The sequence below is a fragment of the Streptomyces sp. NPDC003077 genome (assembly GCF_040611095.1).
Taxonomy (GTDB): domain Bacteria; phylum Actinomycetota; class Actinomycetes; order Streptomycetales; family Streptomycetaceae; genus Streptomyces.
In genome coordinates this window covers 16,818-36,104 of the sequence record NZ_JBEXNM010000003.1, presented here as the reverse complement: position 1 = coordinate 36,104, position 19,287 = coordinate 16,818, and the positions used below count along the sequence as shown (strand labels likewise).

Here is a 19,287-nt window from a genome sequence, read left to right as displayed (position 1 = left end):
GGGGATCGCCGCCCCGGGACGCGCGGGCGGTGGGGCCGACGGTGACGGTGGTCGCCACCGCCGGCCCGTGCTCACATGTGCATGCCGCCGTTGACGGACCACACCTGTCCGGTGATGTACGAGGACGCGTCCTGGCACAGGAACACGACGACGCGGGCGACCTCGTGCGGAGCCCCGTCCCGTCCGAGGGGGATGCCGGCGAGGAGGCGGGTGCGGATGCGGGGTGGGATGGTGTCCGTCATCGGCGTGTCGATCATTCCGGGCGCCACGGCGTTGACGGTCACGGCCGGTCCGGTGTCGCTGAGGGTGCCCGCCTTGGCGGCCAGGACGGCCGCGTCCCGGGCCAGGCACGTGGTCAGGCCGATCAGACCGGCCTTGGCGCTGGCGTAGGGAGCCTGGCCGATGGTCCCGGTCTGTCCGACGACGGAGGACAGGTTGACGATCCGGCCCGACCCGCGCTCGATCATCCCGGGCAGCAGGCGCTTGGCCAGGTAGAACGGGCCGGAGAGGTTGGTGGCGAGGATCTGGTCCCAGTCCTTGTCGGGCACGTCCGTGGCCATCGCCGGGCGGGTCATGCCGGCGTTGTTGACGAGGATGTCGACGCGGCCGTGCCGCTCAAGGGTTTCGGCGGTCAGGCGGTAGCAGTCCTCGGCCCGGGACACGTCGGCGCGGTGGAGGGAGAAGTCGGCGCCGAGCCGGGCGAACCGCTCGGCGGCCACCTCGGCCGCCTCCGCGGACGAGTGGTAGCCCGCCGCGACGGCGGCCCCCGCCCGGATCAGTTCCCGGCAGATGGCGAGGCCGATACCGCCCGCCCCGCCGGTGACCAGGGCGACCTTGCCGGAGAGGTCGGTTCGGGCGGGCGGCTGAGCGGATTGGAGCGTGTGCATGGGGGTCTCCTGGGTGACTGGAGGTGGGACGAGCGGGGCAGTGCGGGCGGCTTGCCGAAGGACTTGAGGCCTCGGGGGATCGAGGCTCGGGCCTTGGCGGCCAGGCAGCTTGGGGGCTTGGGGGTAGGGGCCTTGGGGGCCAGGGGGCTTGGGCCCCGGGAGGTTGGGGCCCCGGGGCCTCGGGATCCGGAACGAAGGGGGCAGAGGACGAAGGGGGACAGAGGACGAAACGGGACAGCCGGCCGAAGGGGCCTGTCGGCCAACGGAGGGACCGTCAGCCGACAGGGAACGGTCAGCCGAGGTCGGACAGTCAGCAGGGGGCGGACAGTCAGCCGAGGTCGAACAGAGGACACGGGATGGGGCAGAGGACACGGCAGGGGCGGACGCCCCCGATCTCCTCAGGGCAACGAGATGACCTGCGCCGCGTAGGCCAGCCCCGCCCCGTACCCCACGAGCAGAGCCAGGTCCCCGCGAGCGGCCAGCCCCCGGGCGAGGAGATCGTCGACGGCGAGAGGGATGGAGGCGGCCGAGGTGTTGCCCGCCTCGGTGATGTTCCTGGCCACCACGGTGTACGGGGGCAGGGCGAGCGAGGCGGTGAGGGTGTCGATGATGCGGGCGTTGGCCTGGTGCGGGATGAAGGCGGCCAGGTCCTCGGTGCGCAGTCCGGCGGTGCGCACCGCCTCGCGGGCGACCTCGGGCAGGGTGGTGACAGCCCACCGGTACAGCTCCAGCCCGTCTATCCGCAGGACGGGCGGCCCCGTACCGGGATCGCCGGCCACGGTCGCGGACCGGGGACCCATGCCGATGGTGCGGTGGCGTGCGCCGTCGGACCCCCAGGCCACCGGCCCGATGCCGGGGGTGTCACCGGCCGTGACGACGACGGCGCCGGCGCCGTCCGCGAACAGGAACGCGGTGCTGTTGTCGTGCGGATCGACGATGTCGGTCATCTTCTCCGAGCCGATGACGAGGACGGTCTCGGCCTCGCCGGAGCGGATCAGGCAGTCCGCCTGGGCGAGGGCGTAGCAGAAACCGGCACAGGCGGCGTGCACGGCGAAGGCCGCGGCGGGGGCGGCTCCCAGCCCTTTGGCCACCCGTGGTGCGGCGGTGGGGAGTTGGCCGGTGAAGGAGGTGGTGGCCAGCAGCACCGTGTCCACGTCGGCCGGGTTCATCCCGGCCTGGGCGAGCGCCTTGCGTCCCGCGTCGACGGCCATGCTGACGACCGTCTCCTGCGGCCCGGCGAACCGGCGGGTGACGATGCCCGAGCGGCGTTCGATCCACTGCGGGCTGACGCCGATGCGGGCGCCGATCTCGTGGTTGTCGACGACGCGGGTGGGCCGGTAGGCCCCCACGCCGACGATCCGCGATCCGGCGCGGCGCCTGGTAGTGCGCGGCACGGTCATGAGGCCTCGTCCCTCCTGGGAGCCGCCGCCGTACGGGGCTTGTCCTCCGCGCCGGCGAACAGCCCGGCCTCGTACGCGCGTCGGCACGCCTGGCGCTGGATCTTCCCGCTCGTGGTCCGCGACAGCGTCCCCCGCCGGACGACCAGGACTTCGTCGGCGTACAGCCGGTGCCCGTCGCGCACGGCGCGGCTGACCCGTTCGCGCACGCCCTGCGCGCCGATCCTCTTGAGCACCCGGCCGTCGGCCTCCACCGCCAGGACGAGGCGCTCCCGTTCACCGTCGTCCACCGAGAAGGCGACCGCCGCGTTGGGGTGCAGCCCGGGGACGGCGCGCTCGGCCGACAGCTCGATGTCCTGCGGGTAGTGGTTGCGTCCCTGGTGGATGATGACGTCCTTGAGCCGCCCGGCCACGTACAGCTCTCCGGCGTGCAGGAAGCCGAGGTCACCGGTGCGCAGGTACGCGGACGCGGCCCGTACGGGGGCGTGCTCGGCGTCCTTGCGTCCCAGCGGCGTCCGGCGCTGGTCGGCCGGCCGGGCGCGGAAGGTGTCCTCGGTGGCGAGCGGCTTGTTCCAGTAACCGGCCGTCACCGAAGGTCCGCTGACCCAGATCTCACCCACCGTCCCCTCCGGCAGCGGGTGCCGTGTCACCGGATCGACGATGCGCACCTCCGTACCGCGCACCGGTGGGCCGCTGCTGACCAGGGCCGTCGCGTCGGCGGCGTGCGGCGCGGTCTGCTCGGCGCGGCCCTCGCACAGGGCGGCGGCGGACAGCCACAGCACCCCGGGGCCCCGGCCGCCCACGGTGACGGTCGCGGTGAGGGTGTTCTCCGCCAGCCCGTAGCCCGGGCACATCGCCCGCCGGTCGAACCCGTAGGGCGCGAACGCCGCCGCGAACGCGTCGATCGCCGCCAGCCGCACCGGTTCGGCGCCATTGGCCGCGTACCGCCACCGGGACAGGTCCCCGACCTTGCTCATCTCCCCCACGGCGGCGGCACGGGCGCACAGTTCATAGGCGAAGCTCGGTGCCGCGCTGTGCGTCGCGCCGAAGCGGGCCATGGCCTCGGGCCAGCGCGCCGGGCGGCGGATGAACGCCTGCGGAGGCATGAGATACGCGGGCACCCCGGCGTACAGCGGCATGACGATGCCGAACATCATCCCCATGTCGTGGAAGTGCGGCAGCCAGCTCACCATCGCGCCGTCCGCGGCCAGGGGCAGCCGCTGCTCGGTCTGCGCGGCGCTGGTCAGCAGGTTCGCGTGGCTGACCATGACCCCCTTGGGGACGCCGGTGGAGCCCGAGGTGTACTGCAGCAGCGCCAGGTCACCGCCGTTCACCTCGGGCAGCTCCCCGGCCGTCCGCAGGGCCGGGGCGCCGTTGTCCGTGGCCACCAGAGTGAGTCCGCGCAGCTCGGGGAGTTGGGCGAACCGATTTTCCAACTCGGCTTTGACCTCCGCCGTCGTCAGTACGGTCGTCGTCCCGGCGTCGTGCGCGATGCACCGCAGCGCCCGGACGGCCTCCTGCCGGTGCGGCACCGGCACGGGGACGGCCGCCACCCGGGCGTACATGCAGCCCACCAAGGTCCGTACGAATTCCAGGCCCGCCGGATACAGAAGCAACGCCCTGCGATCCCCCAACCCGGCCGCGCGCAGCCGCCGGGCCCGCATCCGGGCCACCTCGTCGAGCTGCCGGTAGGTGACCGTCTCCGACACCTCCTCCCCATCGCGCAGGAACACGTAGGCGGTCCGGTCGGGCTGTTCACCGACCTGCCTGCCCAAGGCCTCCAGCACTGTCGCGACCTCCTCCGGGGCCGCGCCGGACGTCCCGACACTCATCACGGTTTCCTCCTGTTGCCGGGCCTCGGCCACGTCCGACCGGATGTCTCGCACGATCGTCCCGCCGGCCGTCGCGGCGGATGGTTTCGTCAACTGCCGCAGCACGGTGGTCAGCAGTTCAGTTCCACTCGGCAGATTCACGGGTCCCTCCTGGAAGGGTGTCGAGCAATGGCGCAGTGCACGCCGGGGCCACGCGACACGGAGGAACGCGTCGGCCCTTGCTTGGCTGGTGATGCGGGTGGGTGACCGCCCCTGTAGCGCCGAGCGACGACGACATCGGCCTGTCGGACCGAAGCGCGCCGGCCTGGTCGGCATGCGCGGTGGGCGATCGAGAATCGGGGGATTTCTTTGGGCCGCCCTCCGAAGCGGCCGTGCCGCGGGGCAACGACTGCCCGCTTTCATGCTCGTTCTATGGACTTTTGCGTCTTTGGGCGGAGGTGCCAAACGGCCACCATCGGGGCGGACGAAGCACTGGGATCGCAGAGCTTCCACGCGTTCACGCCCGCCCCGCACCTCCCCCACCGCCGCCCAACATGCCCTTTTTCTCGGCTTTTCCCGAGAACGGGCGGCGGCGCCCCGTGCGCTCCACCGCCCCCGAAACCGCCTCCAGCAGACCCATGCGCCGTGCACAGGGGGCGGCCGTCAACCGAGCCGTCCCAACCGGGCTCCCGCACGCCGGTGTTGCGGGCTTGCCCCGCCCGGCGAAAGGCAGTGCACTGGACGAGTGCCCGACCCGGCGAAGGGGCCGCCGAGCGGAGGGCACCACGGTTCCTCGTCTCCTCGGGGTGGGGCAGCCCGAGGGAAAACCGGCGCCACGCTGGTGGAATGCCGACGGGAGCCGACCCCTCGTATCCGAGACCTACCGCCAGCGCCGCGTGCCGGGAAAGCAATCGGCCATCGCCAACGGAGTGTTGGTGAGCGCCGGTTGCTTATGTTCTTTATGGCGATCGGTTGCGGCCGGGCGGACGAATACGATCGCCAATGGCCAGGCCGCGAATGTCAATGGCCAGACCGGCGCCCCGGCACCCGCCGTCGGCGATGACGGTGGTGCGGCCCACAGCGCCCTTCGCCCCGGCAGTTCCCACACCGTGCGGTCGTCGCGGTTGCCGGGGACCGGCCGACCGGCGGCGATGAGCCGGGCCGCGACCAGCAGGACCCGGCCCCCCAGCAGCAGACTCCAGAACCGGCCCTTGCGCACCGAACCGGCCCCCTCACGCTGCGGCGCGGTGATCAGCTTGCCGAACCGCCGGGGGCCCAGCCCGGCGAACGGGGCTGCCAAGGACGGGACGGCTCCGACACCGTGATACGCCAGCCACGACAAGCTCATCTCACCCGCGACCAGCACTCACGGGACAGCCCTCAAGGCGCAGGCTTTGGCCGTTCACCTTTGCCAACGCTAATGTATGCCGCCGTACTCGGCGGATCGCTCCCTTGATGAAGGTGGGATGGGGCTCATGGACGCGGGCCACGCGGAGCTGGTTGTCGCGGCGCAGGCGGGTGACGACCGGGCGCGCGAGAAGCTGATCGCCGCGTACCTGCCATTGCTCTACAACATCGTCGGGCGGGCGCTGAGCGGACATGCCGACGTGGACGACGTCGTCCAGGAGACCCTGCTGCGCGTGGTGCGCGACCTGCCGGACCTGCGTGCCCCGGAGAGTTTCCGGTCCTGGCTGGTCTCGATCACGCTCCGCCAGATCAATACGCACTGGCACCGGCAACGCACTCTCGCCGACCGGACCACGGTCATCGACGAGGCACTCCGGACACCGCGCGTCGGCGCCGCGCTTGAGGACGTGACGATCCTGCGTCTGCACATGTCGGACGAGCGCCGTCAGGTGGTCGAAGCCGGCCGGTGGCTCGACCCGGACCATCGGGTGCTGCTGTCGTTGTGGTGGCAGGAATGCGCCGGCTTGCTGAGCCGTCAGGACATCGCCGACGCGATGGAGCTCAGCGCCGCCCACGCCGGAGTACGCCTGCAGCGTATGCGCGAGCAACTGGAACTGAGCCGGACGATCGTCGCCGCCCTGGAGGCGGACCCGCGCTGTCCGGGGCTGAACGAGACCGTCGCCGGCTGGGACGGGATCCCCACGTCTGTGTGGCGCAAGCGGATCGCGCGGCACACCCGCGACTGCCCGGTCTGCACGACGACCGAACGGGTTCCGGCCGAACTGCTGCTTCTCGACATCGCGCCGCTGGCCGTCCCGGCCGCGCTCCTCGCCGCGCTGGCCGCCAAGGGTCTGCTGTCGGGAGCGGCTGCCGCAGGCAGCGCCGGGCTGGCCGCGGCACACGTCACCGTCGGCACGGCGACGGGGGGAAGCGGTCTGCACGGCTCGCTGATCGGGAAACTGCACGTGGTGACCGCTCATCCGATGGTGAGCCTCGCCACCGGCGCGGTGCTCATAGCCGGGACCGCCACCTACGCGGCCTGGCCCGAACCGGCGCCTCGGGTGCCCGCCGCCATCGCCCCCTCCACGGTCGGCACCCCCACGCCGACCCTGTCCCGCACCTCCACGCCGCCCCCGTCGCGCACCACCACGTCACCCCAACCGACCCCGTCGCACACCACCACGTCACCTCAACCTTCCCCGGCGAGTCCGTCCGCCGTAGCAGGCACGATTCCGCTGGGCGCACAATCGCTGGAGTCCGTGGACCAACCCGGTCTGTTCGTCACGTATGCCGGGGACTTCGCGACACTCGGCGGCCGAGAATCCGCGCCCAGCGGCGCGCAGGCACCGCGACGGGTCACCTTCACGGTCGTCGGGGGACTGGCCGACACACGGTGCGTCACCTTCCGCGCGGCGGACGGCCGGTACCTTCGCCACCAGTACCTGCGGCTACGGCTGAGCACCAACGACGGCAGCGGACTGTTCCGTGAAGACGCCACCTTCTGTCCGCGCCCCGGGGCGGTCGCCGGGTCGGTGACCCTGCACGCGCACAACTATCCCGGGTCGGTCCTCCGCCACCGCGACGGCGGCATCTGGCTCGACGGCTCCGACGGCACTCGGGCCTTCGCCGGTCAGGCTTCCTTCATCACGCGCGGGGCCCGGGCCTGAGAACCGCTCCTTGAGCATCCTGGGCCGGGTCACTCGGTGACAGCCGGTGTGCCCTCGGCAACGAGCCCGCGCCACGTCTTTCTCTCTCCCCTCCGCAGTGAGCCGAGCACTGCGCGGTAGTGAGCCGGGGCCTGCGCCGCGTCCAGCTTCGGCCCGCGTTTCATCGACGGCTGCCCCGCCGTGACCGGCCTGACCGCCACCGCCGTCACTCCACAACCTTCGCCGTTGATCACCGCGCCACGCCCTCTCTACGGGGACGACCAGATCACGGGGCTCGGCATAACGCTTTCTGCCTGCGAGATGCATCACTGGGCAATCGTCCGGGCGGCGCGACTTTTCTGTTACGGGGCCGCGTGTTCGAAAGCCTCCACTTCAGGGGTGCCCTTCCCGCCGCTCGCCATGAGGCGCCGGCGTGGCAGGTCTCCTCCACATCCCGTTGACGTATCCCCTGAAGAAAGCGGACCTCATGACGCGACACACCCGCCAACCCCGGGTGGCCGACAGGCAGGGACGGCCCCACGTCCCGCACCGCACCCACCCCGCGGCAGGTCAGGCCGCACCGGCCGGTGCGCGCACGAACACGGCCCCCCGGATGACCCGCGAACCCCGAGGAGAATCGTGAAGCGCCTGCACCGGCTCCGCCGGAGCCGCCGGACACTGACGGCAGGACTGTCGGCCGCGGTGATGACGGCCGGAGTCGTGACGTTCCTCCCCAGCTCCGCCGGAGCCGCGGCCCCCAGCTCCGCCGGAGCCGCGCCCTTGAGTACGCAGGCGGCCCCCTCGGGCAGGTACTTCGGCACGGCCGTGGCTGCCGGAAGGCTCGGAGACCCGACGTACTCCACGATTCTCGACCGGGAATTCAACATGATCACCCCGGAGAACGAGATGAAGTGGGACGCCACCGAACCCTCCCGCGGCACCTTCACCTTCGGCCCGGCCGACCGGATCGTCGGCCACGCCACCGCGCACAGACAGCGGATACGCGGCCACGCCCTGGTCTGGTACAAACAGCTGCCCGGCTGGGTGAAGTCCATCACCGACGCCAACACCCTGCGCAGTGCGATGAAGAACCACATCACCACCGAGATGAAGCACTTCAAGGGCAAGATCTACGCCTGGGACGTGGTCAACGAAGCCTTCGCCGACGGCTCCTCCCAGCACCGCGGTTCGAAGTTCCAGGACCTGCTGGGCGACGGCCACATCGAGGAAGCGTTCCGCACCGCCCGTGCGGCCGACCCCTCGGCCAAGCTCTGCTACAACGACTACAACATCGAGAACTGGCCGGACGCCAAGACCCAGGGCGTCTACCGCATGGTCAAGGACTTCAAGTCCCGCGGCGTGCCCATCGACTGCGTCGGGTTCCAGAGCCACTTCGGGACGGGCGGCCCGCCGGCGAGCTTCAAGACCACCTTGGCCGCCTTCGCCGCCCTGGGCGTCGACGTCCAGATCACCGAGCTGGACATCGCCCAGGCATCACCCGTCCACTACGCGAACACGGTCAGGGCCTGCCTGCCCGTGGCCCGGTGCACCGGCATCACGGTGTGGGGAATCCGTGACAGCGACTCCTGGCGCCGCGACGAGCGCCCCCTGCTGTTCGACGACAACGGCAGGCCGAAGCCCGCGTACACCGCCATCATGAACGCTTTCCATTCCGGTCCCGGTACCACCCCGGCCACGACGGCCGGCGGTACCGGCCAGAAGTGGCCCGCCCCGTCCGGGGCGGGCGGCGGCGCGTGTGCTCTTCCCTCGACGTACAAGTGGAAATCGACGGGTCCTCTCGCGCAGCCCTCGAACGGGTGGGCCGCGGTGAAGGACTTCACCAACGTGGTGCACAACGGCAAGCACGTGGTCTACGGGACGAGCGCGACCGGGACCTCGTACGGCTCGATGGCCTTCAGCCCCTTCACGAACTGGTCGGACATGGCGTCGGCCCGCCAGACCGGCATGAATCAGGCCGCGGTGGCGCCCACCCTGTTCTACTTCGCCCCCAAGAGGATCTGGGTGCTGGCGTACCAGTGGGGTGCGTGGCCCTTCATCTACCGCACGTCGAGCGACCCCACCAACCCGAACGGCTGGTCCGCGCCCCATCCGCTGTTCACCGGCAGCATCCCCCGCGCCCTCTCCCCCACCGGCCCGATCGACCAGACCCTGATCGCCGACGGACAGAACATGTACCTGTTCTTCGCCGGTGACAACGGCAAGATCTACCGGGCGAGCATGCCGATCGGGAACTTCCCGGGCAACTTCGGCTCCTCGTACACGACGGTCATGAGCGACACGCCGGACAACCTGTTCGAGGCACCGCAGGTCTACAAGGTGCAAGGCCGGAACCAGTACCTCATGATCGTCGAGGCAAAGGGCGCGCACCAGACGCGCTACTTCCGCTCGTTCACGGCCTCCAGCCTGAACGGTACGTGGACCCCGCAGGCCGCCGACGAACGCCACCCCTTCGCGGGCAAGGCCAACAGCGGTGCCACCTGGACCGACGACATCAGCCACGGTGACCTGGTCCGCAACAACCCCGACCAGACCATGACCATCGACCCCTGCAACCTGCAATTCCTCTACCAGGGCAAGTCCCCCACAGCGGGCGGCCCCTACGAACGACTCCCCTACCGGCCGGGTCTCCTCACTCTGCAGCGCTGACCCGCCCGGCCCACGGCGATACGCAAGGAGAACACCACCCCATGTCGCAGAAGCCGTCCAGGGGCGTCCGTCCACGTGGTCCAGGATGAGTGGGCACGTCCGGGATGGAGCCTTGTGGCGCGAGAGCATCCACAGGATTGGTGACACACCCGTGACACATGAGGTGCTTCTGTCGCCGCGCTCCGACGGGAATTCCGCGTAGACGGGGACCTGATACGAGGACGCCCCGCCGGCTTGCTCCGGCGGGGCGTTCTCGGGCGGTTGTTCAAGATGGCTCGGGGGTGCGGCGCTGTCGCCGCCGCTCTCCGTGATGCGGGAACAACACCGCGCACCTCCCGGGCAGTTGGGCACGAGCCTCAGAACGGGAAGCAACACGTTGATGACCTGCAAACCCTTAGTCAATCAACCCGGACCGCTTCGCCATCTTCAGCAAATCCGGCTTGCTCCTCTGATGGCTGACGAAGAGCACCCGCAGCACCTCACGAGACATGGGGTGTATCTCCGCCATTTGAGGGGCCACCGAGAACGCCAGATTCAGAGCCTCTTCGGCACCCACGTGATCGTTCACCGCCAGCTTGGCCCTCGCCGTGTCGATGTACAGGCGTCCGACCCGGGACGCCTTCAGCCCCGCGGGCGGCCGACCCAGCAAGGGGTTGGCCATCTCGACGGCCCTCCGCGGCTGTTCGAGCTCGACGAACGCGGCCAGCTCGTACAGGGCCGTGTTCCCCTTGCCGAAGGTCAGGTTGTGCCGCAGCAGGTCATGGGACACCGGTAGCTCCTCCGCCAACGCCTTGGCCTTCTCGACGTGCGCGATCGTGGCGTTGCGGTCCTTGTGACGAGAGGCCAGGACGACCCCACGGAGATGCAAAGAGCCCAGAGCCAGGACACGGTCGGCACCCTCGGTGCGGGCCCGCTCGAACTGGACAATGGCTTGGTCGATGGTGGCCAGGCCCTCTTCGTATTGGCCCGCCGACTGAAACGTCCCAGCGAGATTCCAAGCGGCCCCCACCTCCGCGACGGGGTTCCACGTCTGCCGGGCGGCCCACTGCTGCCGGGAGACGATCATGTCGGCAAGGTCGGGCTGCCCGACCCGGTGCGCCACCGCGTAGGCGCACCCGTACACGTCCGCCACGTTGCCCCAAGCGGTCGCGTCACCGTCTGCCGCAAGGGCCACGGCGGTGACCTGCCCCAGAAGCGCGGGCAGGGTCCGCAGCAGCTCCAGGTACTTCGTTTCCGCTCGCAGCTCGGCTGCGTTCCGCAGGGACGCGTGGAGAGCCGCCAGCTCCGGAACGTCCTCCTGGGGAAGGGTGTGGCGCCGGACGGCGGCCCTGAGATCGTTCAGCAGATCAGCCTGCTCGGACGGGTGGAGAAACGGCTGCCCGTAAATGCGAGCAGTGGACACATGCAGAGCTTTGGCGAGGGCCGCCACGACCGGTGGAGTGGCCGGCCGCAGCCCTGTTTCGATCTTCGTCAGATATGAGACGGAAATCTGCGTCTGCCGCGCAAGCTTCCTCTGATCGAGGCCGCGAGCTTTGCGCAGCACCGCGATGTTCTCGCCTGCTGCGGCGGGGGTGTTCTCTCCGTCGGGTGGGGCGGTGGTCATACGGTTCACTTTCTTCCACTTTATGCGGCCCCGAAACGGCGACCGGCTCTCACCAACAGCACGTTGGTGAAAGCCGGTCGCTTTATGGAGGACAGTTACGGCCAAGGCGGTCGATGGCGACCCTCAATGGTCAGGCTGCGAACCAGTCCACCTTGATTTCGGCGACGAACTCCGTCCAGGCTGCTGAGCCCAGCATGAGGACCGGTCCGTCCGGGACCTTCGAGTCCCGGACGGGGACGATGCCCGGGAAGTTATCGGCCACCTCTAGGCAGGCGCCCCCATTACCGTCGCTGTAGGTGCTCTTACGCCACTGGGCTACGCCCAACTCGGGGCGAACGGTAGTGCTCATTTCTTCACGTTCCTCCACCACGGTACGGATCAAGCGGTGCCGACTCCGACTTGGAGGGATCAGGCGGAGAGATTCCCTGACCTGATTCCTGTGACGAACGACGACCAAGTATCCCAAGGAAACACCACGGAAGGACCTGCGGAGTTTTTTGGGTCGCGGACGGGGACGATGCCGGAAAAACCATCGGCAATCTCCAGGCAAACTCCGCCCCAGCCATTTCTGTAACTTGACTTGTGCCGCTGGGAGAGGCCCAGCTCGGGGCGGTGCGCCGTCATCGCTTCATGAACTCCAACGCGGTATGGATCATTTGCACCGACTCTTCCCGACTGGAAGCGCGGGTTCGCAACAGATCGTAGACCACAGCGCATTCCGTGACCCTGTCCGTGTCCTCGAAGAGCTGGCCCGTAAAGGGACCCTCGACGTACGCCACCTGAGGCCCGTCGGCGCGATCGAGGATATCGATGACTCCACCCAATCCGGCGTGAGCGCCAACGTTCGTCGGGAGAATCTGGATCACCACGGAGGGATTGCTCGCCAGGTCCGCCAAGCGTTCAAGCTGGCCCACCATGACCTTTCGCCCACCCACCGGGCGGCACAGCACTTCCTCTTCCAAGATGAACCACAGGGCCGGAGGCCGCTTACGGCTGATGATCTCCTGCAGCGCGATGCGCGCTTGTACCCGACGCTCCACCTCTTCCTCCGTATCCCGCGGACGGCCCGCTCGCAGGATGGCTCGGGCGTACTCCTCTGTCTGCAGCAGTCCCGGAATCAGGATCGGGGCGTACGAGGAGATGGCTGATGCGACTATCTTCAGCGCCATATACCGCTGCACCCAGTCCGGGAAGATCGGCAGCATGTTGATGAAACGCCATAGACGCGCAAACATGCCCCCCGTCTCCAGCGCCACATCCAAGGCGGTCGCGTTGTCCAGTGTGGCGGGGAAGTGCGCACCCTCGATCTGAGCGATACGGCTCTCAGACATGTTGGCGATCTTCGCCAATTTAGCCTGGCTCCACCCGCGCGCTTCCCGTCGATTCCGTACCTCGGCCCCGAAGAACGCCTCCGGGCTCGCGTACGGATCCAGCTCCTTGCCTGCCAAGGAAGATCACCGATTCTTAAATCTCGGTCTTAAAGACTCCTGGCCTGCCCAGCGTACCGCCAAAGAGCAACCATGTTGGCGCACACGGTAATTGAGCTACAGATCGCACGGCTCAACCGAACCACCCAGGAGGTATTGGCATATGGGCAGCCCGGATGTCCTGCTCACTTTCGCCGCCCCGGAGCCCACGGCGCGGTCGCTACCGAAACGCAAACCACCGGGTGATCCGGTTGTAATCGCCCTGGCGACGGCCCGGCGGACGATCGAACGACGACGCTTCACGCGTCTCGTCCCCTTGGATACGTGGCTGGCCCGGGACATGCCCCCGCACCCTGACGTCCCGCGCGGTCCGTACGCCCGGCCGACCCGCCACCTCCTGCGCCGGGTCGAAGCGGGACTGAGGCGGTTGTCCGCATGAGCCTGCCCGACGACCGATTCGTCCCGCCATTGGCAAACCCGCCCCTGGAGCCCGTCCCCATGGACGGGTGCGACGTGTGCCGGGCACTCGTCCGCGACCGCGAGCAAGCCCACAAGACCGGCCGCCTGGACGTGGTGCGCTCGTGCAACGCCGAGTTGCAGAACCACCCGCATCCGTACTGGGAGGTCCGGTGACCTCGCGCGTCCCCGCCATGGCACGCCCACGGGCGGTGCGTCGGAACTCGTTCTACAAGTCGGTCGCGGAGGTCGTCCCGGACGCGATCGTGTTCGACCGGGATTACGAGATGGTGGCCACCGTCGCCGGGACCGAAGGGATCTTCGTTCTCCTGCGGCGCCCCACCGGCTTCGAGTGGCGGGCGCATTACCGGCGCGTGCGCCCCGCGACCGACTACGAGGAACGCCAACTCGTAGCCCTGGCCAGGCTCCACAAGCAGCGCCTGCGGTGCTTGTGACCGGCCCACCTCCCACCCCCGTCCCTGCCGGACGCCCCGAGGAGTCCCCCACGGCCTCCCGGAATCCCGGCAGGGACGGGCAACCACCGCACGTCCCCCCACAGAAAACACAGGAAACACAGAAAGGCGGTCCGCTATGACCGCAGTCGTCGAAAGCCCCCAACGCCCACCCGTCGGAATGCTCCAGTCGCTGGAGCTGGAGATCACAGAAGGCTGTCAGCTCCGGTGCGTCCACTGCCTGGCGGACTCCGGCCCGCAGGGCACCCACGGCACCATGGAGACGGCCGACTGGCTCCAGGTGATCTCCGACGCGGCACGTCTGGAGATCCCGCGCGTCCAGCTCATCGGCGGGGAGCCCACACTCCACCCCGCGTGGCGGCAGATGGTGGACACGGCCCTTGACCTGGGGCGGACGGTGGAGGTGTACAGCAACCTCTACCGCGTCCATGACGCCTGGTGGCAGGTCTTCCGCCGGAAGGGCGTCAGCCTGGCCACGAGCTACTACAGCGACCGGGCCGAGGAACACGACGCCATCACCACGAGGATCGGCAGCTACCACCGCACTCGCGCCAACATCGAAAAGGCCGTCCGGCTGGGCGTTCCGCTCCGCGCCGGCATCGTCCACACCCACGAGGGGCAGCGCACGGCGGAGGCCCGCGACGAGCTCGCGGCTCTGGGCGTCCGGCACGTCACCACCGATCGCGTGCGAGCAGTCGGCCGCGCGGCCGGGAGAATGCCCCCGGGCGTATCCGAACTGTGCGGGCGCTGCGGTCGCGAACGCGCCGCCGTCCTGCCGAACGGCGACCTCGTACTGTGCGTCCTGGCCCGCTTCATGCCGGTCGGCAACGTTCACACACGCCGTCTCCCCGACCTCATCGGCAGCGAGCCATGGCGAGCGGCCATCGGGTTCGTCCCCTCCCGCGAAGCCGGGGGGTGCGACCCCAATGACCAGAGCTGCCAACCCGGGCAACCGGCTTGTCTGCCCAAGTTCCCTCACACGCCCCAGGGCGGCGCCCGGTGATCGCCTGGCAGGACTCCGCCGCACGGCTCGCGGACGAGGTGACCCACCCGCAGTCCCGGTGGCGCGACGCCGTGCGGTCCGTCCCCCGTCATTCGTTCGTCCCGCGCTGGTGGTGGAACGAGAAGGACGGGGCGCTCCTGGCGGACGGACAAGGGGACCCGGAACTGTGGCTGCGCGTCGCGTACAGCGACACCACCATGGTCACGAGCCTGGCCGGACTCCACGCCGACCACGCCGGGCCGGATGACCACCCCGGGTGGTGCCCCACGTCGTCCTCGACCCTCCCCTCCCTGGTCGTACAGATGTTCCGCCACGCGCGCCCGGACGCGGGTATGGACCTGCTCGATGTCGGCACGGGGTCCGGCTACTCGGCGGCGCTGCTGGCCCACCGTTTCGGCGACCGGCGCGTCACCAGCGTGGACGTGGATCCGTACCTGACCGAGGCGGCACAGGGCCGATGGGAGCAGGCCGGGTACCGGCCCCAGGTGTTCACCCTGGACGCCACGGGCGAGCTGCCCGCGACGTACGACCGCGTCATCGCGTCCGTCTCCGTCCCCCGCATCCCCGCGTCGTGGCTCACCGCCTTGCGGCCGGGTGGCCGACTCGTCACCACGATCACCGGCACCTCACTGATCATCGGGGCTCAGAAGCAGGACGACGGCGGTGCGGTCGGGCGCGTCGAACGCGACTGGGCCGGATTCATGGGCGTCCGGCACGGCCCGGACTACCCGCCGCGTCTCATGCTCCAGATGCCCCATGCGCGAGACCAGGAGGGTGAAGAAGTCGGCACCGGCCGGTACCCCGTTCTGGACGTGTCGCAGGCGTGGGAGGTCATGACGCGCCTGACGCTGGCCGTACCCGGCATCCAGTCCCATTTCGAAAGCGCCGGCACCCACCGCCGCTCCTGGCTCCTCCACGAGGACGGCTCCTGGGCCCGCGCCGAAGCCCACTGGATGAACCCGCCCACCGTCCACCAGAGCGGACCGCGACGCCTCTGGGACCGACTGGAACGCATCCGGCACCGGCTGAACACGGAGGGAACGGTGGCCCTGTACGGCGCCGACGTCCGCATCGAACCCGATGGCACCTGCCACCTGACCCAGGGGCACTGGTCGGCGACGATCCGCTGACCCCCGCGACCGTCCCGCCCGTGCGTTTCCCGTGGCGCGCGGGCGGGGCCTCTTCGTGGGGCGGCGAGTCGGGCGGGCCAGGGCCCCTGGCCGTCTTGGAACGGGCGCGGATCTTCTCCCGATGACGAACTTTGAGCCCCTCCGCGAAAACTGACGCAGCCGGGCAAACGACGAACCAACCTATTTACCTACTCGCGACTCCGGTCTCAGAGCCTGTAGAGGCATCATGCCGCGGCTGTTGTGCGGCAAGGCGTTTGGCACAGGCCGTTGCGATGGCGGGGCCGATCTCCGGGAACTCTTTCGGCACCCACCCTCCCTGCTGGTTGACCTCGCAGATGACGAAATCCTCGTCGGTAACAAACAGGAGATCGACACCGGCACAATTGAGGCCGACCGCTTCGGTGGCGCGGACCGCCATGTCCTCGGCCGCCGGGTAGCGTCCGAGGACGCGTTGCTGAGTCGCCCCCTGCGCGATATTCGATTTGAAAGTACCCGCTGAGGTGCGTACGGCTGCGGCGATGGGGGTGTGGTCGAGCACCGTCACCCGCAAGTGGCGGCCACGCGTGGTGGCCAGGTAGTTCTGGAATAGGTAGGGAGCATCTGCCCTCAGGCAGCCCGCCATGTCTTTGAGGCCGGAAAGGTCCGGGGCGAGGAAGACTCCACGCCCATTCGCGCTCCGCACCTCTTTGACCACGCACGGCTCGGGAAGCTGTGGGTCATCGACGACGTCGCGCACGTCGGCATCGACATAGCTGGCGGTGTCCGGAAAGGGCAGGCCGGCGAGCGCCAGGCGCTGGAGTTGCCAGAATTTGTTTTCGGCCAGGACAGAGGCCGCGGCATCGTTGAGGAGTTCGGAGCCCATGAGCTGGAGGTGGTGAAGGAGGATGGACTGATCGGTGACGATGCGCGGAAACCGGTGATGAACAACCTTCGGTGGCTCCACTGATTCGCCGCTCCGATCGTGCAGGGTCGGGCTCCCCGCGCGAAAGCCGATCCGCAGATCCGCCGACTCGACGATCCGGCACCGATCACCGAAGGTCCCCGCGAACGCCTCCGCCAAAGCAGCACGCACGTCGGAAGCCGGCCGTTCGTATGGAGGAACAGTTCCCCACAGCAGCCATACATCAGCGGTCACAATGGGCTCCTTACGTGGATTCTCGTTCCAGAACGGCTGGCCCCGGCGGCGCCTTTCGGCTGCCACCGGACTGTGCCTCACGGACCGCCCGGATGCCAGCACATCCCTCAAGGCCGCGCTCCTCCTCACCCTCATGGACCGTGGGCGTGGGCATCCTGCGCGGTGCGGTAGCCCATACGGACACGGCGTCCCAGTCGACTGCAAGGCCACCCGGCACCACCAAGAACGGAGCGACCTATGGGCACCCGCACTTTTGACCGCGTCACCGTCACCACCCCCGATCTCGATGAGCCGGGCCTTTACCTGTCGAATGTGGACACTCTCGACAGCCCCCGTGGCATGGTTCAGGACTTCACGTACGGAGATAAGGAAGTTCGGTCCCTGGACCTCGCCGATACTCGGCTCGTCACCGGCCGCATTGCCCGCATTAGCTCAAAGCGCGTGCGGTTCGAGGAACTGAACCTGCACGGAGTCGAAATCTCCAGGTGTGACCTGGGGTCGGCTCACTGGAGCGACAGCAAACTGAGGCGAGTCGTATTCCGTGACAGCAAGCTGATGGGCGCTGCGTTGCATGTTCTCGTCTTGGACGATGTCCTCTTCGAGAATTGCAAGTTCGACTACTCGGCGTTCGAGAAGATTCGTGCCGTCGGCCCCGTCGTGTTTTCCAACTGCGTCCTCAACGAAGCGACTTTCACCTGGTGCGATTTGAGCAACGTGGTGTTTGCCGAGTGCGAGCTCGGGCTCACCGAGTTCGGTACCGGCCGCTACCAGAACACCAGCCTGCGCGGCACCAGCCTCTCGGCGATCCGTGGCGTCGCGAATCTCTCGGGCATCCGGATCGATCACGGGCAGCAGGCCGAACTCGCGGAAGCCCTGGTGGGAGACCTCGGCGTCACCTTCGGCGACGGCTGAACTCCTGCGAGCGGCTGCCACGGACCCACAGGCCCTTAGGACCTCAAGCCCTCAAGCCCTCAAGCCCTCAAGCCCTCAAGCCCTCAAGCCCTCAAGCCCTCAAGCCCTCAAGCCCTCAAGCCCTCAAGCCCTCAAGCCCTCAGCAGTGGATAGTTCCTCTACCACGAAGTTGTCGGGTGCGATGAATCCCTCCTTATCACGTGGCATCCTGCGACGGTTCACCGTCGCCGATGAATTCAAGAAGACGCTCGACGAGCCAGTCCGGCTCGTCGAGCGATACGAAGGCACGTGAATGCTCCGCGATGGCGACCGAGCCGTTCGGGAAACACGCTGCCAGTTTCCGTGCGTGGTCGAAGGGAAAGAGGGGGTCCTTTCGGGACCACACGATGAGTACGCGTCCCTTGAACCGATGCAGCTCCTTCGCCACCGCTCTGGTGACGTCGGGCCGCAGACCGTTCATAAGCTTGGCGAAGTCCCGTTGCACGCCACTATTGCTCGGAAGTTCACCCAGCATTTTCGTGATGCTCTCCACCGGTATCTTGCTGCGCGACACCAGTGTCATGAACGCGCGCTTCACAAGGCCCACCCGCAGCAACCGTGCCAAGACACGCATAGTCCCGGGTACGCGGATCAGGCCACGCATCGGGACAAGAAGTTTCGGCGGGCAGTTGTCGAAAGCGTCCGAAGGCAGGAGCACCAGTTGGTCGAACAGTTCCGGGGAACGCGCCACCGCGATTTGGGAGATGGCACCGCCCGTGTCGCTGCCCACCAGTACGACGGGCCCGGGAAGCTGCCGGGCCAATTCCACGACACGCGCGGCGTGCGCCTCCAGGGAACAGTCCGCGTCCGGTTCGAGCGGCGTGCGGTGGCCCCCTAACGGCATGTCGGGCAGCACGAGGTGGAATCGGTCGCGCAGTCCCGAGACGAGCGGGTCCCAGAGGTGCCCGTTGACCATCAGGCCGTGCACGAACAACAAGGTCTTGCCCTGCCCGATGTGCCGTAGGTCGATGCGGCCTCCGGCCGTTTCCACCTGCGCGGTCTGGGTCTGCATTCCGGACACCTTCCTTTCGGGCGGCCCTTTCGCGAGCCGGCCTTTCGCGGTGGGCACCTCTACGTCGTAGACGGATGCCTTGTCCCCGTGCGTGAGCGACGAACTGAGCGCACGTTCCGGTACAGCGCACCATGTTCGGCCTCGGCCGGACAAGCCACCAGAGGGGCTACCGCCACACGAACGCGCGCCTTTGCGGATATCTGAGCTGGAACCAGGTGATGCCGCCTCACCCCGGCCCCGCGCGTGACCCGTGATGCGACGGCCCGCGAAATCTCACTCCCC

The 19,287-nt window shown here is 68.7% G+C and carries 16 protein-coding genes and 1 pseudogene; 7 read left to right on the top strand and 10 right to left on the bottom strand.

From position 1 onward, the window contains the following. Positions 1-71: 71 nt before the first annotated feature. From ABZX96_RS02960 to ABZX96_RS02945, 4 genes and pseudogenes are all read right to left on the bottom strand, one after another. The gene (locus ABZX96_RS02960; RefSeq protein WP_355536795.1) at positions 72-887 is read right to left on the bottom strand and encodes a 3-oxoacyl-ACP reductase family protein; all 816 of its coding nucleotides are present in this window, start codon (positions 885-887) and stop codon (positions 72-74) included. A 398-nt stretch (positions 888-1,285) separates the two neighbouring features. Continuing rightward, positions 1,286-2,287, bottom strand: a complete 1,002-nt coding sequence (locus ABZX96_RS02955) for a beta-ketoacyl-ACP synthase 3 (protein WP_355536792.1) — start codon at positions 2,285-2,287, stop codon at positions 1,286-1,288. Next, complete coding sequence (locus ABZX96_RS02950) at positions 2,284-4,257, bottom strand: fatty acyl-AMP ligase (protein WP_355536790.1); 1,974 nt, start codon at positions 4,255-4,257, stop codon at positions 2,284-2,286. The genes ABZX96_RS02955 and ABZX96_RS02950 overlap by 4 nt, the downstream gene beginning before the upstream one ends. 997 nt (positions 4,258-5,254) lie before the next feature. After that, positions 5,255-5,443 (bottom strand): annotated as a pseudogene (locus ABZX96_RS02945) (hypothetical protein); the annotation flags it as partial. Between the two features lie 127 nt (positions 5,444-5,570). Here ABZX96_RS02945 and ABZX96_RS02940 point away from each other — a divergent pair. Together ABZX96_RS02940 and ABZX96_RS02935 are read left to right on the top strand one after the other, a co-directional pair. Then, entirely contained in the window at positions 5,571-7,169 is a 1,599-nt protein-coding gene (locus ABZX96_RS02940; RefSeq protein ID WP_355536787.1) for a sigma-70 family RNA polymerase sigma factor, read from the top strand. Positions 7,170-7,787: 618 nt separating this feature from the next. Beyond that, on the top strand, positions 7,788-9,815 hold the full coding sequence (locus ABZX96_RS02935) for a non-reducing end alpha-L-arabinofuranosidase family hydrolase (protein ID WP_355536784.1): 2,028 nt from the start codon (positions 7,788-7,790) through the stop codon (positions 9,813-9,815). 394 nt (positions 9,816-10,209) lie between these two features. On the opposite strand, the gene ABZX96_RS02930 is transcribed toward ABZX96_RS02935, so the two are convergent. The 4 genes from ABZX96_RS02930 to ABZX96_RS02915 all read right to left on the bottom strand — a co-directional run bounded on the left by ABZX96_RS02930 (position 10,210) and on the right by ABZX96_RS02915 (position 12,866). Then, on the bottom strand, positions 10,210-11,418 hold the full coding sequence (locus ABZX96_RS02930; protein ID WP_355536781.1) for a helix-turn-helix domain-containing protein: 1,209 nt from the start codon (positions 11,416-11,418) through the stop codon (positions 10,210-10,212). Between the two features lie 130 nt (positions 11,419-11,548). Beyond that, on the bottom strand, positions 11,549-11,767 hold the full coding sequence (locus tag ABZX96_RS02925) for a DUF397 domain-containing protein (protein ID WP_355536778.1): 219 nt from the start codon (positions 11,765-11,767) through the stop codon (positions 11,549-11,551). A gap of 59 nt (positions 11,768-11,826) precedes the next feature. Beyond that, entirely contained in the window at positions 11,827-12,042 is a 216-nt protein-coding gene (locus ABZX96_RS02920) for a DUF397 domain-containing protein (RefSeq protein WP_355536775.1), read from the bottom strand. Beyond that, positions 12,039-12,866 carry a helix-turn-helix transcriptional regulator gene (locus ABZX96_RS02915; protein ID WP_355536772.1) on the bottom strand — a complete coding sequence of 276 codons (828 nt, stop codon included), beginning with the start codon at positions 12,864-12,866 and terminating at the stop codon, positions 12,039-12,041. The genes ABZX96_RS02920 and ABZX96_RS02915 overlap by 4 nt, the downstream gene beginning before the upstream one ends. A gap of 414 nt (positions 12,867-13,280) precedes the next feature. Here ABZX96_RS02915 and ABZX96_RS02910 point away from each other — a divergent pair, with 414 nt between their 5' ends. From ABZX96_RS02910 to ABZX96_RS02895, 4 genes are all read left to right on the top strand, one after another. Beyond that, the gene (locus tag ABZX96_RS02910) at positions 13,281-13,478 is read left to right on the top strand and encodes a hypothetical protein (RefSeq protein ID WP_355536769.1); all 198 of its coding nucleotides are present in this window, start codon (positions 13,281-13,283) and stop codon (positions 13,476-13,478) included. Between the two features lie 17 nt (positions 13,479-13,495). Next, entirely contained in the window at positions 13,496-13,756 is a 261-nt protein-coding gene (locus ABZX96_RS02905; RefSeq protein WP_355536766.1) for a hypothetical protein, read from the top strand. 136 nt (positions 13,757-13,892) lie between these two features. Beyond that, positions 13,893-14,777, top strand: coding sequence for a radical SAM protein (locus tag ABZX96_RS02900; RefSeq protein ID WP_355536763.1), 885 nt, complete (start codon positions 13,893-13,895; stop codon positions 14,775-14,777). Beyond that, the gene (locus ABZX96_RS02895) at positions 14,774-15,907 is read left to right on the top strand and encodes a methyltransferase domain-containing protein (RefSeq protein ID WP_355536760.1); all 1,134 of its coding nucleotides are present in this window, start codon (positions 14,774-14,776) and stop codon (positions 15,905-15,907) included. Before ABZX96_RS02900 ends, ABZX96_RS02895 begins: the two co-directional genes overlap by 4 nt. Positions 15,908-16,091: 184 nt before the next feature. On the opposite strand, the gene ABZX96_RS02890 is transcribed toward ABZX96_RS02895, so the two are convergent. Continuing rightward, positions 16,092-17,042 (bottom strand): RimK family alpha-L-glutamate ligase, encoded by a 951-nt coding sequence (locus tag ABZX96_RS02890; RefSeq protein ID WP_355536757.1) that lies wholly within the window; start codon positions 17,040-17,042, stop codon positions 16,092-16,094. 237 nt (positions 17,043-17,279) lie between these two features. Here ABZX96_RS02890 and ABZX96_RS02885 point away from each other — a divergent pair, with 237 nt between their 5' ends. Beyond that, on the top strand, positions 17,280-17,954 hold the full coding sequence (locus ABZX96_RS02885; protein WP_355536754.1) for a pentapeptide repeat-containing protein: 675 nt from the start codon (positions 17,280-17,282) through the stop codon (positions 17,952-17,954). Positions 17,955-18,150: 196 nt separating this feature from the next. Here the strand turns inward: ABZX96_RS02885 and ABZX96_RS02880 are convergent, their stop codons facing one another. Further along, the gene (locus tag ABZX96_RS02880; protein WP_355536751.1) at positions 18,151-19,005 is read right to left on the bottom strand and encodes an alpha/beta hydrolase; all 855 of its coding nucleotides are present in this window, start codon (positions 19,003-19,005) and stop codon (positions 18,151-18,153) included. Positions 19,006-19,287: the final 282 nt, after the last annotated feature.